The following is a 12,458-nucleotide window of genomic DNA, read 5'->3' as shown; positions in this document are numbered from 1 at the left end:
CCGTCAGTCCTTGTTCTTTCGACCGTGACGTTTGCGTTTTACCACCTCTTGCAGGCGGTCCGCGTAAACCTGACGCTCGGCATCCGTCATCGCTGTGATCCGGTTCAGCCACTCCTCCTGTAACGCATTTTGCAAGTCTGCCATGGCCTGCGCCTGCTGCTGCAGCAAAGCCTGTACAACCGCTGGATCGAACGGCTCCGCCCGCAAGGCGGCCTCCAGCGCGGCAAAATCCTGAGACCGGAGTTTTGCCCCTTTCACATGCCGCTCGGACAATTCCCCGCGCAAGACTTTCCGATCTTCCTTGGGCAGCGCCCGATAAATCGCTGGCCCAAATCCGGGGGGCGCCTTGCCGTGATCCCCGCCCTTGACCCGGTAAACCGTGCCCAGAGCGACCCCGACAACCAAAAGGTTCAGCGCCAGCGATACGGTCAGAAGAACCGTTACCCACCGTCTTTTGGGCTTGGTATTATCGCTCATTCGGCGTCCTCCAGAAATGTTGTGTCCAGGCCAAGGTCGGCGACCACAAAGCTGTTCTCCTGCGGGTAGATAATTGTCGCCGGATCAGGCAGGAAACCTGGTGCGGACACTCCGATCCAAATACCTGCTGCACTGGCCGCGACCAGTCCGCCCATGCTCTGCCAACCGCCGATTCCATCAAGAATCCGAGCCCAAACAGAGCGCGGGGGCGCTGTGGGTTTCAACCGGTCCAGACGCACCGCTTCGGCATCCGTCAGAATGCGAACCGCCAGATCATCGGGCAGTTCGGGTTGGGTTTGCCGTGCTTGGGCAAGTAACTGATCCAGGTCCATATCGTTCTCAGCCATCTTCGTACCCCAGTTCATCCTGTCGCCCGGCCAGTATTGCCGCCAGGGCGCGTTTCCCGCGCGCGGTCAGGCTTTCCACCGCTTCCGTCGAAATGCCCATGATCCCTGCAATTTCGGGGTTGGGCAACTCCTCGATATGCCTCAAGATCACCGCTTGACGTTGACGATCCGGCAATTGCGATAACGCCTCCTGCAGCGCGTCCCTGCGCGCTGCGTCCTGCAATCGATCCGCCGCGCTGAGTTCTTCGTCCTCGGGCTCTGGCACATCGTCCAGACGGTCCGGCCGTTTCTTGCGCTGCACGTCCACACACAGGTTTAATGTCACACGATAGAGCCAGGTAGACACTTTCGCCTGGCCGGGCACCCAGTTCGGCGCCATCTGCCACAGCCGCATCATTGCGTCCTGCGTCACATCTTCCGCTTCGGCCCGATTGCTGAGCATTCGTAGAGCCACCGAAAAACATCGTGGTGCCAGCCGATCCGTCAACGTACGTGCCGCCGCTGCATCGCCCTTGGCGAACTGCCGCAGCAACGCATCGTCCGACGCGTCCGCGGCGCATGAGGCACCGCGGACTTCGTTCAGGGGGGACGTCAGGTCCTCCATCCTTCATCAGCTGTCGTCAGAGTCCGCCTTGCCGTTCCTTTTGTTCTTCCGGCCCATCCGCTCTTTTGCATCGGTGTATTCCTGTTCCGAGATCGTGCCGCTGTTATCCGCGTCGATACGGTCAAACATCTTGCCAGTGCGGCGTGGTTTGGGCAACTCGTCCTCGCTCAGAAATCCGTCCTTGTTGGCGTCATTCCTTTCGAACATTTTGGTCACGCGGTCATTGGCCTTCTTTTGTGCCGTAGCCTGCATTTCCTCGACGCTCAACTGACCATCGCCATTTGTGTCGGCTTCGGTGAATCGCTTCGTTCGGTGGGCCTCCATCTCTTCCTTGGTCAGTTGACCGTCACCATTTGCGTCCAATTCCTGAAAGCTCACAGGTTCGCGATCTTTCGGCCCGGCCGCCAGAACCGAGGTGCCTGTGACTGCAACGGCCGAGATCAGGATGGCCGGAATGAGTTTCGCGCTTTTCATATCGTTTTCCCTTTGTTTGCGGCCCCATCGCCGCTGCTCACATTTATTCAAACGAGTAGGACCACGGGTTCCGTCGCTAAAACCTGAAAAACTTTTGGCGACCTAATGCAGCCGACCTAAGTCACAATGCGCCGCACCCCCCTTTTCTGCGGAACAAAACAAGCGCATTATCCTGCGCAATCGAACGCGCGAGTTTCAAAATGACAGATCAGACGATCGACACCACGACCGAGGATGACCGTCCGACACGGCCCGCTTTGATCAAAGGGTTTCGCGGCCGTTGCCCGAAATGCGGCGAGGGCAGGCTGTTGCACGGCTACCTGAAGGTCAACGATAGCTGCAGCAATTGCGGGCAGGAGCTGTTTCATCACCGGGCAGATGACGGCCCGGCCTACTTGACCATATTGCTGGTCGGTCACCTGCTGGCCCCTGCGTTGCATGTGACATATGTCGAGTTTCGCCCCGAGCCTTTGACCATGTTTCTGATCTTTGCCATCGGCTGCACGGCCCTGTCGCTTTTCCTGCTTCCCCGGTTGAAAGGCGCTGTGGTCGCCTATCAATGGGCACGTCGGATGCACGGGTTTGAAAAAGCTTGATGACCCGCGCGGACAGATTGATCAGCGAATGACAGAAGACAAAACAGCGATACGAAATGCAGCGACGGTTATCGTCCTGCGGAACCGTTTGACCGAACCATCAATCCTGATGGGGCAGCGCGGCGCAAAAGCCGTCTTCATGCCCAATAAGTTCGTGTTTCCCGGCGGTGCAGTTGATGCGGCGGACGGAGGCATTCCTCTGGCCTCCCCCATGCCTGAACTTTGCCGCGAACGGCTGGACGAGAAGTCCGAACCGGGGCTGCAGAACGCGCTGGCCGCGGCGGCAATCCGCGAGTTGTGGGAAGAAACCGGGCTGATCTTGGGTGAACCCGGAACTTGGAACAGCACGGTTCCAGAGGATTGGCAAAGCTTTGCCTCCATGGGGTTCCGACCAGCCGCGGATGCTCTGCAGTTTGTGTTCCGCGCCGTGACGCCGCCAGGCCGCCCTCGCCGGTTCGACGCGCGTTTCTTTCTGGTCGATGCCGACGCGATCCAGGGCGATCTGGACGATTTCGGCCACGCCTCGGATGAGCTGTCCCACCTGCAATGGGTGCCCCTCGGCCGTGCGCGCGATCTGGATTTGCCTTTTATTACCGAGGTGGTTTTGGCCGAAATTGCAGCCCGGGTTTCAAACCCCGAGCCGCCTGCAACCGTGCCCCTCTACCTGCATACCGAGGAACAAAGCCTGTTCCTGCAGCTCAAAGGCTATCCGATGCCTGAAGCGGACTAGGCATCACTTCATCCGGCTGATCACCGTGGTCACTTCGGGCTTTTTGCCGATCTCGGCCTTGGCGGTCTGACGCACGATGCGGCGCATGGCTTCTTCCAGCTTGTCATCGTCGCGCAGGGTTTTGGCGTCCGCCCGCATCAGGAACTGGTTCAGATCTTCTTCCAGCACGTCGACCAGCGCGGCTTTGGAGGTACCGATCTCGGGCAAGCCCATCGTGTCGCACCACGGTTCACCCAGCGGTTCATCTTCTTCATCCAGAATGACCGTGACCGTCACGTGCCCGTTCAGGGCCATGCGGATACGGTCCCGCACGATTCCGTCCAAAGCGCCAACCTTGACGGTGCCATCCAGATAGGTGCGACCGGTTTCAATAAAATCCGCCACCTTCGGCTCATTGCCGGTCAGGTCCAGCATCGTGCCATTCACCGCCAGAATGCCTTTGCGTCCACCAGCTTCGGCCAGCTTGGCATGTTCGCGCAGATGCCGGTGTTCACCATGCATCGGGATCACCATTTGCGGGTCGACCAGCGCGTGCACCCTTTCAAGATCGGGACGATTTGCGTGACCGGACACGTGGTACAGGCCCGAGCTGTCGTCCACCACATCCACGCCCTTTTCGCTGAGCTGGTTCATGACAACGATTACGCCGCGCTCGTTGCCGGGGATGGTTTTGGACGAGAACAGAAATAGATCACCCTCTTTCAGTTCAATTCCGCGATACTTGCCGCGTGCCAGTTGTGCGCTGGCGGCACGGCGCTCGCCCTGGCTGCCGGTTACGATCAGCATCAGGTTCTGGCGCGGCATGTCCACGGCCTCTTCGGCACTGACAACCTTGGGAAAATCAGAGAGGATGCCCGTTTCAGTCGCGGCTTCGATCATCCGCCGCATGGCACGGCCCAGCAGCACAACCGAACGCCCGGCCCGTGCTCCTGCCTCGGCCAGCGTTTTCACCCGCGCCACGTTCGACGCAAAGGTGGTCGCGACCACCATGCCCTCGGCGCTTTCAACCAGCTTGGTAATCTCGGGGCCGACCTCAGATTCTGAGCGGCCAGCATGGGGCGAAAACACGTTGGTGCTGTCACAGACCAGCGCCTTGACGCCGGGTTTGGCGACCTCGGCCCACAGATCGGGATCAAACGCTTCACCCACCACCGGGTCGGTGTCCAGCTTGAAATCCCCGGAATGTACGATCCGGCCTTCGGGCGTGTCGATCACCAGCGCCGCGCTTTCGGGAATGGAATGTGAAACCGGCAGAAACCCAACCTTGAACGGGCCGACAGAAATCTGCTCGGGCCAGGCCGAAACCGTCTGCACCGCGTCCTCAGGGTGGCCGTGTTCTTCCATCTTACGGCGCGCGATATTGGCGGTGAAAGCGCGAGCATAGACCGGCACGCCCAGCGCTTCATAGCAATGCGCAACCGCACCCACGTGGTCTTCATGCGCGTGGGTGACAAACACGGCATCAAGCCGGTCAGCCCGTTCCTGTAGCCACGAAATATCAGCGTGGATCAGGTCAACACCGGGAGTCGTGTCCATATCCGGAAAGGTCACCCCCAGATCGACGAGGATCAGCCGCTCTTGCCCCGGCTTGCCGTACCCATAGACATAGGCGTTCATGCCAATTTCGCCGGCACCGCCCAGCGGCAGATAGATCAGTCGTTCACTGCTCATGTCGAGCCATTTTCCTTGTTATAGCGATGGATCACGGTCAGCCCGTGCATCGTCAGATCGTCTTCGATCGCATCAAACCCGACATCCGCCTGATCGAACAAAGGCGCAAGCCCGCCGGTGCCGACCACTTTCATCGGCATTCCGTATTCCTCTTTGATCCGGGCAATCAGCCCTTCGATCAAGCCGGAATAGCCCCAATACACGCCAGATTGAATGCAGCCAACCGTGTTTGTGCCAATAACCTTTTCCGGGCGGGTGATGTCGATATGCGGCAAGGCCGCCGCCCCTTGGTGCAGTGCTTCAAGGCTGAGGTTCACGCCGGGCGCGATGATACCCCCGACATACGCCCCGTCCGAGGCGACCACGTCAAAATTGGTGGCGGTGCCGAAATCGACCACGACAACATCGCCACCGTGGCGATCAAACGCGCCAACCGCATTTGCCAGACGGTCAGGGCCGGGAATAGTTCCCTCGTCAATGCGCGGCGCCACGGGCAGCAGACATTCCGGCTTGCCCACAACCAGCGGGCGGCAACCAAAGAAACGGTCGGCAAAGATGCGCAGGTTGAACACCACGCGCGGTACGGTCGAGGCAATGACCACATCGGTAATGTCCGCATCGATCCCGTAGTGTTTCACCAGCGTCGAATACCAGGTGAAATAGGCATCCGCCGTGCGGGAGTGATGGGTCGAGGTGCGCAGCGTGCACAGGAACACCTCACCGTCCCAGATCGAGAAAACGGTGTTGGTGTTACCGCAGTCAATTGCCAGAAGCATCTGCGCCTCCTTCAGAAAAACACATCCGCCGCAGGAATGCTGACGCGGCCCTTGGCGGTCTTTAGGACAAGGTTGCCGTTAGAGTCCACGGTTTCAAAGGTTCCCACCGTCTCGGAGGTTGAGGTGCGGGCGGTGATTACCTCGCCCAACCGGGCAGCACGGGACAGCCACGCCGTCCGGATTGGTTCGAACCCGTAGGTCACGAACTGGGTTTCATACCCTGCGTATGCCGAGGCCAACTCAGTCAGGAAATCCTCGGGGATGACAGCCGCACCGGTTTCCGACAGCAGAGAAACAGGACGCACCGCGCTTTGTTCGACCGCATAGGTCGGGGGGGCCTCAGACAGGTTCACTCCGATCCCGATGGCCAGATGAGACAGTTCACGTCCCTGCCCGGTGCTTTCCAGCAAAATACCAGCCAGCTTGCCACCGTTCAGCAACACATCATTGGGCCATTTCAAAGACAGCCCTGCCGCCCGGCCGGTCACCGCGACACAGGCATCAAAAAGCGCCAGCGCGGCCACAAAGCTGCGCAACGCCGCCTGTTCGGGATTGCCCTGCGGGCGCATCAACAGGGTCGCTGCCAGATTGCCTTTTGGGTTGGCCCAGGCGCGGCCTCGCCGTCCCCGCGCGGCGGTCTGGTGGTGCGCCATGATCCAGACCGGACCCGGCGCCGTCGGGGCAAGCCGGGCGGCCTCATTCAGGGTGCTGTCGATCTCCTGCACGATGTGCAGTCCGTATCCTTGCGGCCAAGCAGTCATGGCAAAAAGGCCCGGTCTGTTGACCGAGCCCCCTGCATTTGGATGCCTGTCACGTCAGTTGACAAGTGTTGCCGCTGCAGCTGCCGCAGCGCCTTCGATGCCGAACTGATAGAATACACCGACCAGCATCAGAGCGGCCGACCCCATCAAAGCGACCCACAGAACCGGCGTGGAACGCGTTTCGATCGGATCTTCGTTCTCATCCCCGAAATACATGTAAAACACGATCCGCAGGTAATAGAACGCACCGATCACAGACGCGATGGCCGAGACAATAACCAACCCGGTCAGACCTGCGCTGACACCGGCCTGCCAGACGCCGAACTTGGCGAAAAAGCCCAACATCGGCGGCACGCCCGCGAGGCTGAACATCAGGATCAGAACAGCCAAAGCCTTACCAGGATCACGCTTGGAATACTGCCGCAACGCGTCGATATCAGTGACTGGTTTGCCGTCCCGTTCCATCATCAGGATGAAAGCAAAGGTGCCGATATTCATGGTCACGTAGATCGCCAGATACATCAGCATCGCCTTGATGCCCATTTCCGTACCCGCCGCCAGACCGATCAGCGCATAACCCATGTGGGCTATCGACGAAAACGCCATCAGCCGTTTGATGTTGCGCTGCCCAATCGCGGCAACCGCGCCCAGCAGCATCGACAGAACGGACAGCAGAACAATCACTTGCTGCCAGTCCTTGACCACTCCGCCAAAGGCGTCGTGCATCAGGCGGGCAAACAGCGCCATCGCCGCCACTTTCGGCGCGGTGGCAAAGAAGGCGGTGATTGGCGTGGGCGAGCCCTCGTACACGTCCGGTGTCCACATGTGGAACGGCACAGCCGAAACCTTGAACGCAAGACCCGAGATCAGGAAGATCAGGCCGAACAGAAGGCCAACCGAAATATCACCATGATGGACAGTCTGGATGATACCCGTGAACAGCGTGGTGCCGGTAAAGCCATATACCAGCGATGCGCCATACAGCAGCAGGCCCGAGCTGAGTGCGCCAAGCACGAAGTACTTCAGACCGGCCTCGGTCGATTTCGCGCTGTCACGGCGCAAGGCGGCCACAACGTAAAGAGACAGAGACTGCAGTTCCAGCCCCATATACAGGGACATCAGGTCACCTGCGCTGACCATCATCATCATGCCCACAGCGGCCAGAGCCACCAACAGCGGATATTCAAACCGCAGCAGCCCGCGACGCGACATGTAGTCCTGACTCATCACCAAAACGGCCGCGGCAGACAGCAGGATCGCAACTTTGGCAAAGCGCGAGAACCCGTCGTCGATGAACATGCCGTTGAAGGCCACGTTGACGCCATCGCCATTGGTTGCAATCCAGATTGCCAGCAGCGCCATCAAGCCAGCCGTAGACCACACGAGAACCGGCGCCAGGGCATCCTTTGCCGTATAGACAGCTCCGATCAGAGCGGCCATCGCATATACGGCCAGAACGATCTCTGGCAGGATTATTGTCAGATCAGCCTGGATCATTTCTCCAAAGCCTCCTTAGTGCGAAGCGGCCGTCTGGATCACGGCCTCAGCCGCGGCCAGAGCCGTGTCATAGTTCGAAATCAGTGCGGCGGTCGAGTTACCGATTACATCGGTCACCAAAGACGGGTAGACGCCCAGAAGGATGGTCATCACGATCAGCGGCGCGAAGATCAGCCGCTCGCGCGAGGTCATGTCGGTCATCGCCTTGAGGCTTTCCTTGATCAGGTCGCCAAAGACCACGCGGCGGTACAACCACAGCGCATAGGCCGCCGAGAAGATCACACCGGACGCCGCCACTGCGGTGACCCAGGTGTTGACCTGGAACGTGCCCATCAGGGTCAGGAACTCGCCGATAAATCCAGAGGTTCCCGGCAGGCCGACATTGGCCATGGTGAACAGCATGAAGACCAGCGCATAGGCAGGCATCCGGATTACCAGACCGCCATAAGCGTCAATGTCACGGGTATGCATCCGGTCATAGATGACGCCGACACACAGGAAGAGCGCCGCCGAGATGAAACCGTGGCTGAGCATTTGAAAGATCGCACCGTCAATACCCTGCTGGTTTGCAGCAAAGATCCCCATGGTCACAAAACCCATATGCGCGACCGAGGAATAGGCTATCAGCTTTTTCATGTCCTCCTGCACCAGCGCGACCAGCGAGGTGTAGACAACCGCAATAGCTGACATCCACAGAACCAGATCGGTCATCACCGCCGAACCCACTGGGAACATCGGCAGGCTGAACCGCAGGAAACCATAGCCGCCCATCTTCAACAGGATCGCCGCCAGCACGACCGAACCCGCCGTAGGGGCCTGCACGTGCGCATCCGGCAGCCAGGTGTGCACCGGCCACATGGGCATTTTCACCGCAAACGAGGCAAAGAACGCCAGGAACATCAACGTCTGCATACCGCCAACGATATAGATGCCCAATACGCTGAAGCTTTCGGACGAGAACTGATGGCTCATCAGTGCCTCGATATCCGTGGTGCCTGCATCCGCGTACATCGCTACCATCGCCACCAGCATCAGCACCGAACCGAGGAAAGTGTAGAGGAAGAACTTGAAGCTGGCATAGATGCGATCCTTGCCGCCCCAGATACCGATGATCAGGAACATCGGGATCAGACCTGCCTCGAAGAACAGGTAGAACAGCACCAGATCCAGCGCCATGAAGACGCCCAGCATCAGCGTTTCCAGCAGCAGGAAGGCGATCATGTATTCCTTGACGCGGTCGGTGACCTGCCAGCTGGCCAGAATGGTCAGCGGCATGATGAAGGTGGTCAGCAGCACGAACAGAACGCTGATGCCATCCACGCCCATTTTGTACTTCAGGCCCAGCAGCCACTCACCCTCTTCCACCATCTGGAAGCCGGTGTTGGACGGGTCAAAGCCCGTATAGATGCCGATCGAGACCAGGAAGGTCACCGTTGTCGCAACCAGCGCAACCCATTTCGCATTGCGCTGCGCGGCCACATCATCGCCATGCAGGAACAGGGCCAGAATGCCTGCCGCCACTGCGGGGATGAAGGTGACGATGGAGAGGATATTATCCATTATTGTGCGCCTCCGCCGATCGACATCCAGGTGACCAGGGCGGCGATGCCCAGAACCATCCAGAAGGCGTAAGTAAAGATGTAGCCCGTCTGCGCCTTGCCTGCGAGGCGGGTGAAGAAGGGAACAACGCCCATGGCGACACCGTTCAGGAAGCCGTCGATGGTGTTGCCATCGCCGCGTTTCCACAGGAACCGGCCAAGCGCCACCGTGGGCTTGACGAAGACCGCGTCATAGATCTCGTCAAAATACCACTTGTTCAGCAGGAACAGGTACAGCGGCCGCTGGTTCTGTGCCAGACGTCCCGGCAGCGACGGGTTCACGATATAGAACCAGTAGGCCATGACAAATCCCAGCACCATCGCAACGAACGGCGAAACCTTTACCCATTTCGGAGCCGCGTGTGCGTCGTCCAGAATATGGTTATCCGGCGCGATATACAGGGCACCCTCGCCCGGCTTGCCGGTGAAGACATAGTGGTGATCCCCACCATGGGCTGCCTCGTCACCGTGACCAGCGTCAGCGTGCGCAGCCTCATCCCCGTGGCCGTCATCCGCAAGCGTGTCCGACCCGTTGTCATCACCCGCATGAGCCGTATCAGCATGCGTATCTGCCTGGCCGTGATCGCCCGCGTCAGCATGCTCGGACGCCTCGGCAACCGGAATTCCGTAGAATTTGCCGACCTTGTCCGCGTGACCAAAGAAGTTACCATACCAGATCATGCCGGCAAAGACCGCACCCAGCGACAGCACGCCCAGAGGCACCAGCATACTCATCGGGCTTTCATGCGCGTGGTCGTGCGTATGCTGATCGCCGCGCGGCTTGCCGTAGAAAGTCAGGAAGATCAGGCGCCAGCTGTAGAATGAGGTGAACGCAGCCGCGACTACCAACAGCCAGAAACCATAAGCCGACCCACCTGCATAGGCGCTCTCGATGATCGCGTCCTTGGACAGGAACCCGGCGAAACCAAATGTGGTCAGCGGAATGCCAACACCGGTGATGGCCAGCGTGCCGATCATCATCGCCCAATAGGTATAGGGGATTTTCTTCCGCAGACCACCGTACTCGGTCATTTCCTGCTCGTGATGCATCGCATGGATCACCGAACCGGCACCAAGGAACAGCAGCGCCTTGAAAAACGCGTGCGTGAACAGGTGGAACATAGCCGCCGAGTACATGCCGACACCGGCAGCCACGAACATATAGCCCAGCTGGGAACAGGTCGAATAGGCGATGACACGCTTGATATCGGTCTGCACCAGACCCACCGTCGCGGCAAAGAATGCGGTCGAGGCCCCCAGCACGGTGATGAACCCGGTCGCACCCGGCGCAAACTCCATCAGCGGCGACATGCGGCAGACCAGGAAGACACCGGCGGTCACCATGGTTGCGGCGTGGATCAGTGCCGACACAGGCGTCGGGCCTTCCATCGCATCCGGCAACCATGTGTGCAGGATCAACTGCGCCGACTTGCCCATCGCACCGATGAACAGCAGCACACAGATCACCTCGATGGCGGTCCACTCACCCCACAGGAAGTGCAACTGCGTTTCCGCCAGTTCAGGGGCCGACGCGAAGATGTCCGAGAGGTTGATGCTGTCCGTCAGGAAGAACAGCGCAAATATGCCCAAAGCAAAGCCAAAGTCACCGACCCGGTTCACCACGAATGCTTTAATCGCAGCAGCGTTGGCCGATGGCTTGCGATAGTAGAACCCGATCAGCAGATACGAAGCAACGCCCACGCCTTCCCAGCCAAAAAACATCTGAACCAGATTATCCGACGTCACCAGCGCCAACATGGCAAAAGTAAAGAAAGACAGATAAGCAAAGAAGCGCGGCTTGTAGCTTTCGCCTTCACGCCATTGTGGATCGTTATCCATGTAGCCAAAGGAATAGAGGTGCACGAGCGCCGATACGGTCGTTACCACGATCAGCATGATCGCGGTCAGCCGGTCCAGACGCACCGCCCAGCTTGTCGACAGCGAGCCGCTCTCGATCCAGCGCATAACCTCGATCTGCTGGGTGTGGCCGTCGAAGGCGAAGAACACGATCCACGACAGCAGACAGGCCAGAAACAGCAAGCCGGTGGCAGTCCACATGGCGGCCTTCTCACCGATGAAGCGCCAGCCAAAGCCGCAGATCAGTGCGCCCACCAGCGGGGCAAAGAGGATGGTGGTTTCCATGTTCTCTTACCCCTTCATCATATTGACGTCTTCAACCGCGATGGTGCCGCGGTTGCGGAAGAAGCAGACCAGAATGGCCAGCCCGATCGCCGCCTCGGCCGCCGCAACTGTCAGAACGAACAGCGTAAACACCTGCCCGACCAGATCGCCGAGGAAACTGGAAAAAGCCACGAGGTTGATATTCACCGCCAGCAGCATCAGTTCGATGCTCATCAGCAGGATGATGACGTTCTTGCGGTTCAGGAAGAGACCGAAGATGCCGATGACGAACAGCGTCGCCGCGACCGTAAGATAGTGTTCAAGTCCGATCATAGCTTCGCTCCTGGCGAGTCAGGGTAGTAGAGTTTGCAACCGCAGGTAGGTTCAGGCCGTCGGCTGCGAGGAAGATCATTTAAATGATCTTCAATTTTATCAACCTTGGCTGTGATCCCATTCTTCTCAGCTGATGCGGTCAATTGAGAAAGTGTTGAAGACTGCGTCATTTCCAACAGGCCATCTGGGCCATCAAAGCAGCCTATAGACGTGTAGGGAATTGTTAGCGCAGCTCCGCCACACAAATTTCCATGGAAAGTGACCGCGTCGCCTGTTAGGCAGTCCGCTATCCAGAGGTCATTGATCGCTCCGCATGTCAAATCAGTAATTGGCTGGGCGATAAGCGAACCCGAAAAAGCGATGACTGGACCACCTTCTACTGGCGATTTCCACGAGCCTGCATTTTCAAACTCGCAACGGTCCCCAATTGTCATAGGGGCGCGTCCCAAGGCATCTTGAAACCAATTGGGTAG

General features: G+C 58.9%; 14 protein-coding genes. 2 read left to right on the top strand and 12 right to left on the bottom strand.

Annotated elements, in window-relative coordinates; genetic code table 11:
* Positions 1-3: 3 nt before the first annotated feature.
* Genes ACR1XY_RS11105 through ACR1XY_RS11090 form a run of 4 tightly spaced genes read right to left on the bottom strand, consistent with a single transcriptional unit; the run spans position 4 to position 1,902 of the window.
* A complete protein-coding gene (locus tag ACR1XY_RS11105; protein ID WP_480593172.1) occupies positions 4-477 on the bottom strand; it encodes a periplasmic heavy metal sensor in 474 nt (157 codons plus the stop codon).
* Positions 474-824, bottom strand: a complete 351-nt coding sequence (locus tag ACR1XY_RS11100; protein WP_480593169.1) for a hypothetical protein — start codon at positions 822-824, stop codon at positions 474-476. Before ACR1XY_RS11100 ends, ACR1XY_RS11105 begins: the two co-directional genes overlap by 4 nt.
* On the bottom strand, positions 817-1,428 hold the full coding sequence (locus ACR1XY_RS11095) for an RNA polymerase sigma factor (RefSeq protein ID WP_480593167.1): 612 nt from the start codon (positions 1,426-1,428) through the stop codon (positions 817-819). The genes ACR1XY_RS11100 and ACR1XY_RS11095 overlap by 8 nt, the downstream gene beginning before the upstream one ends.
* 6 nt (positions 1,429-1,434) lie before the next feature.
* Positions 1,435-1,902 (bottom strand): EF-hand domain-containing protein, encoded by a 468-nt coding sequence (locus ACR1XY_RS11090; RefSeq protein WP_480593165.1) that lies wholly within the window; start codon positions 1,900-1,902, stop codon positions 1,435-1,437.
* 200 nt (positions 1,903-2,102) lie between these two features.
* Between ACR1XY_RS11090 and ACR1XY_RS11085 the strand changes: the two genes are divergently transcribed.
* Together ACR1XY_RS11085 and ACR1XY_RS11080 are read left to right on the top strand one after the other, a co-directional pair.
* Complete coding sequence (locus ACR1XY_RS11085; RefSeq protein WP_480593162.1) at positions 2,103-2,498, top strand: DUF983 domain-containing protein; 396 nt, start codon at positions 2,103-2,105, stop codon at positions 2,496-2,498.
* Positions 2,499-2,526: 28 nt separating this feature from the next.
* Positions 2,527-3,228, top strand: a complete 702-nt coding sequence (locus ACR1XY_RS11080) for an NUDIX hydrolase (protein ID WP_480593160.1) — start codon at positions 2,527-2,529, stop codon at positions 3,226-3,228.
* Positions 3,229-3,231: 3 nt separating this feature from the next.
* Here the strand turns inward: ACR1XY_RS11080 and ACR1XY_RS11075 are convergent, their stop codons facing one another.
* The 8 genes from ACR1XY_RS11075 to ACR1XY_RS11040 are packed head-to-tail and all read right to left on the bottom strand — an operon-like array spanning position 3,232 to position 12,419.
* A complete protein-coding gene (locus tag ACR1XY_RS11075) occupies positions 3,232-4,899 on the bottom strand; it encodes a ribonuclease J (protein ID WP_480593157.1) in 1,668 nt (555 codons plus the stop codon).
* Positions 4,896-5,675 carry a type III pantothenate kinase gene (locus ACR1XY_RS11070; RefSeq protein ID WP_480593155.1) on the bottom strand — a complete coding sequence of 260 codons (780 nt, stop codon included), beginning with the start codon at positions 5,673-5,675 and terminating at the stop codon, positions 4,896-4,898. Before ACR1XY_RS11070 ends, ACR1XY_RS11075 begins: the two co-directional genes overlap by 4 nt.
* Positions 5,676-5,686: 11 nt before the next feature.
* Positions 5,687-6,436 carry a biotin--[acetyl-CoA-carboxylase] ligase gene (locus tag ACR1XY_RS11065; RefSeq protein WP_480593152.1) on the bottom strand — a complete coding sequence of 250 codons (750 nt, stop codon included), beginning with the start codon at positions 6,434-6,436 and terminating at the stop codon, positions 5,687-5,689.
* 54 nt (positions 6,437-6,490) lie between these two features.
* Positions 6,491-7,933, bottom strand: coding sequence for an NADH-quinone oxidoreductase subunit NuoN (gene nuoN / locus ACR1XY_RS11060; protein ID WP_480593149.1), 1,443 nt, complete (start codon positions 7,931-7,933; stop codon positions 6,491-6,493).
* 15 nt (positions 7,934-7,948) lie between these two features.
* Positions 7,949-9,493, bottom strand: a complete 1,545-nt coding sequence (locus tag ACR1XY_RS11055) for an NADH-quinone oxidoreductase subunit M (protein WP_480593148.1) — start codon at positions 9,491-9,493, stop codon at positions 7,949-7,951.
* Positions 9,493-11,673, bottom strand: a complete 2,181-nt coding sequence (gene nuoL / locus ACR1XY_RS11050; RefSeq protein WP_480593145.1) for an NADH-quinone oxidoreductase subunit L — start codon at positions 11,671-11,673, stop codon at positions 9,493-9,495. Before nuoL ends, ACR1XY_RS11055 begins: the two co-directional genes overlap by 1 nt.
* A gap of 6 nt (positions 11,674-11,679) precedes the next feature.
* Positions 11,680-11,985 (bottom strand): NADH-quinone oxidoreductase subunit NuoK, encoded by a 306-nt coding sequence (gene nuoK, locus ACR1XY_RS11045; RefSeq protein ID WP_005984024.1) that lies wholly within the window; start codon positions 11,983-11,985, stop codon positions 11,680-11,682.
* Positions 11,982-12,419 (bottom strand): hypothetical protein, encoded by a 438-nt coding sequence (locus tag ACR1XY_RS11040; RefSeq protein ID WP_480593142.1) that lies wholly within the window; start codon positions 12,417-12,419, stop codon positions 11,982-11,984. The genes nuoK and ACR1XY_RS11040 overlap by 4 nt, the downstream gene beginning before the upstream one ends.
* Positions 12,420-12,458 lie beyond the last annotated feature (39 nt).

The organism is Ruegeria sp. AD11(2025) (assembly GCF_056542405.1).
Note: the sequence above shows the minus strand (reverse complement) of the source record. Positions and strands in the feature narration are given on the sequence as shown.

Coding starts and splice junctions, on each gene's coding strand:
- nuoN (WP_480593149.1), bottom strand. CDS start 7,933: ATGATCCAGGCTGATCTGACAATAATCCTGCCAGAGATCGTTCTGGCC.
- ACR1XY_RS11075 (WP_480593157.1), bottom strand. CDS start 4,899: ATGAGCAGTGAACGACTGATCTATCTGCCGCTGGGCGGTGCCGGCGAA.
- nuoL (WP_480593145.1), bottom strand. CDS start 11,673: ATGGAAACCACCATCCTCTTTGCCCCGCTGGTGGGCGCACTGATCTGC.
- ACR1XY_RS11065 (WP_480593152.1), bottom strand. CDS start 6,436: ATGACTGCTTGGCCGCAAGGATACGGACTGCACATCGTGCAGGAGATC.
- ACR1XY_RS11090 (WP_480593165.1), bottom strand. CDS start 1,902: ATGAAAAGCGCGAAACTCATTCCGGCCATCCTGATCTCGGCCGTTGCA.
- ACR1XY_RS11085 (WP_480593162.1), top strand. CDS start 2,103: ATGACAGATCAGACGATCGACACCACGACCGAGGATGACCGTCCGACA.
- ACR1XY_RS11100 (WP_480593169.1), bottom strand. CDS start 824: ATGGCTGAGAACGATATGGACCTGGATCAGTTACTTGCCCAAGCACGG.
- ACR1XY_RS11040 (WP_480593142.1), bottom strand. CDS start 12,419: ATGACAATTGGGGACCGTTGCGAGTTTGAAAATGCAGGCTCGTGGAAA.
- ACR1XY_RS11070 (WP_480593155.1), bottom strand. CDS start 5,675: ATGCTTCTGGCAATTGACTGCGGTAACACCAACACCGTTTTCTCGATC.
- ACR1XY_RS11105 (WP_480593172.1), bottom strand. CDS start 477: ATGAGCGATAATACCAAGCCCAAAAGACGGTGGGTAACGGTTCTTCTG.
- ACR1XY_RS11055 (WP_480593148.1), bottom strand. CDS start 9,493: ATGGATAATATCCTCTCCATCGTCACCTTCATCCCCGCAGTGGCGGCA.
- ACR1XY_RS11080 (WP_480593160.1), top strand. CDS start 2,527: ATGACAGAAGACAAAACAGCGATACGAAATGCAGCGACGGTTATCGTC.
- ACR1XY_RS11095 (WP_480593167.1), bottom strand. CDS start 1,428: ATGGAGGACCTGACGTCCCCCCTGAACGAAGTCCGCGGTGCCTCATGC.
- nuoK (WP_005984024.1), bottom strand. CDS start 11,985: ATGATCGGACTTGAACACTATCTTACGGTCGCGGCGACGCTGTTCGTC.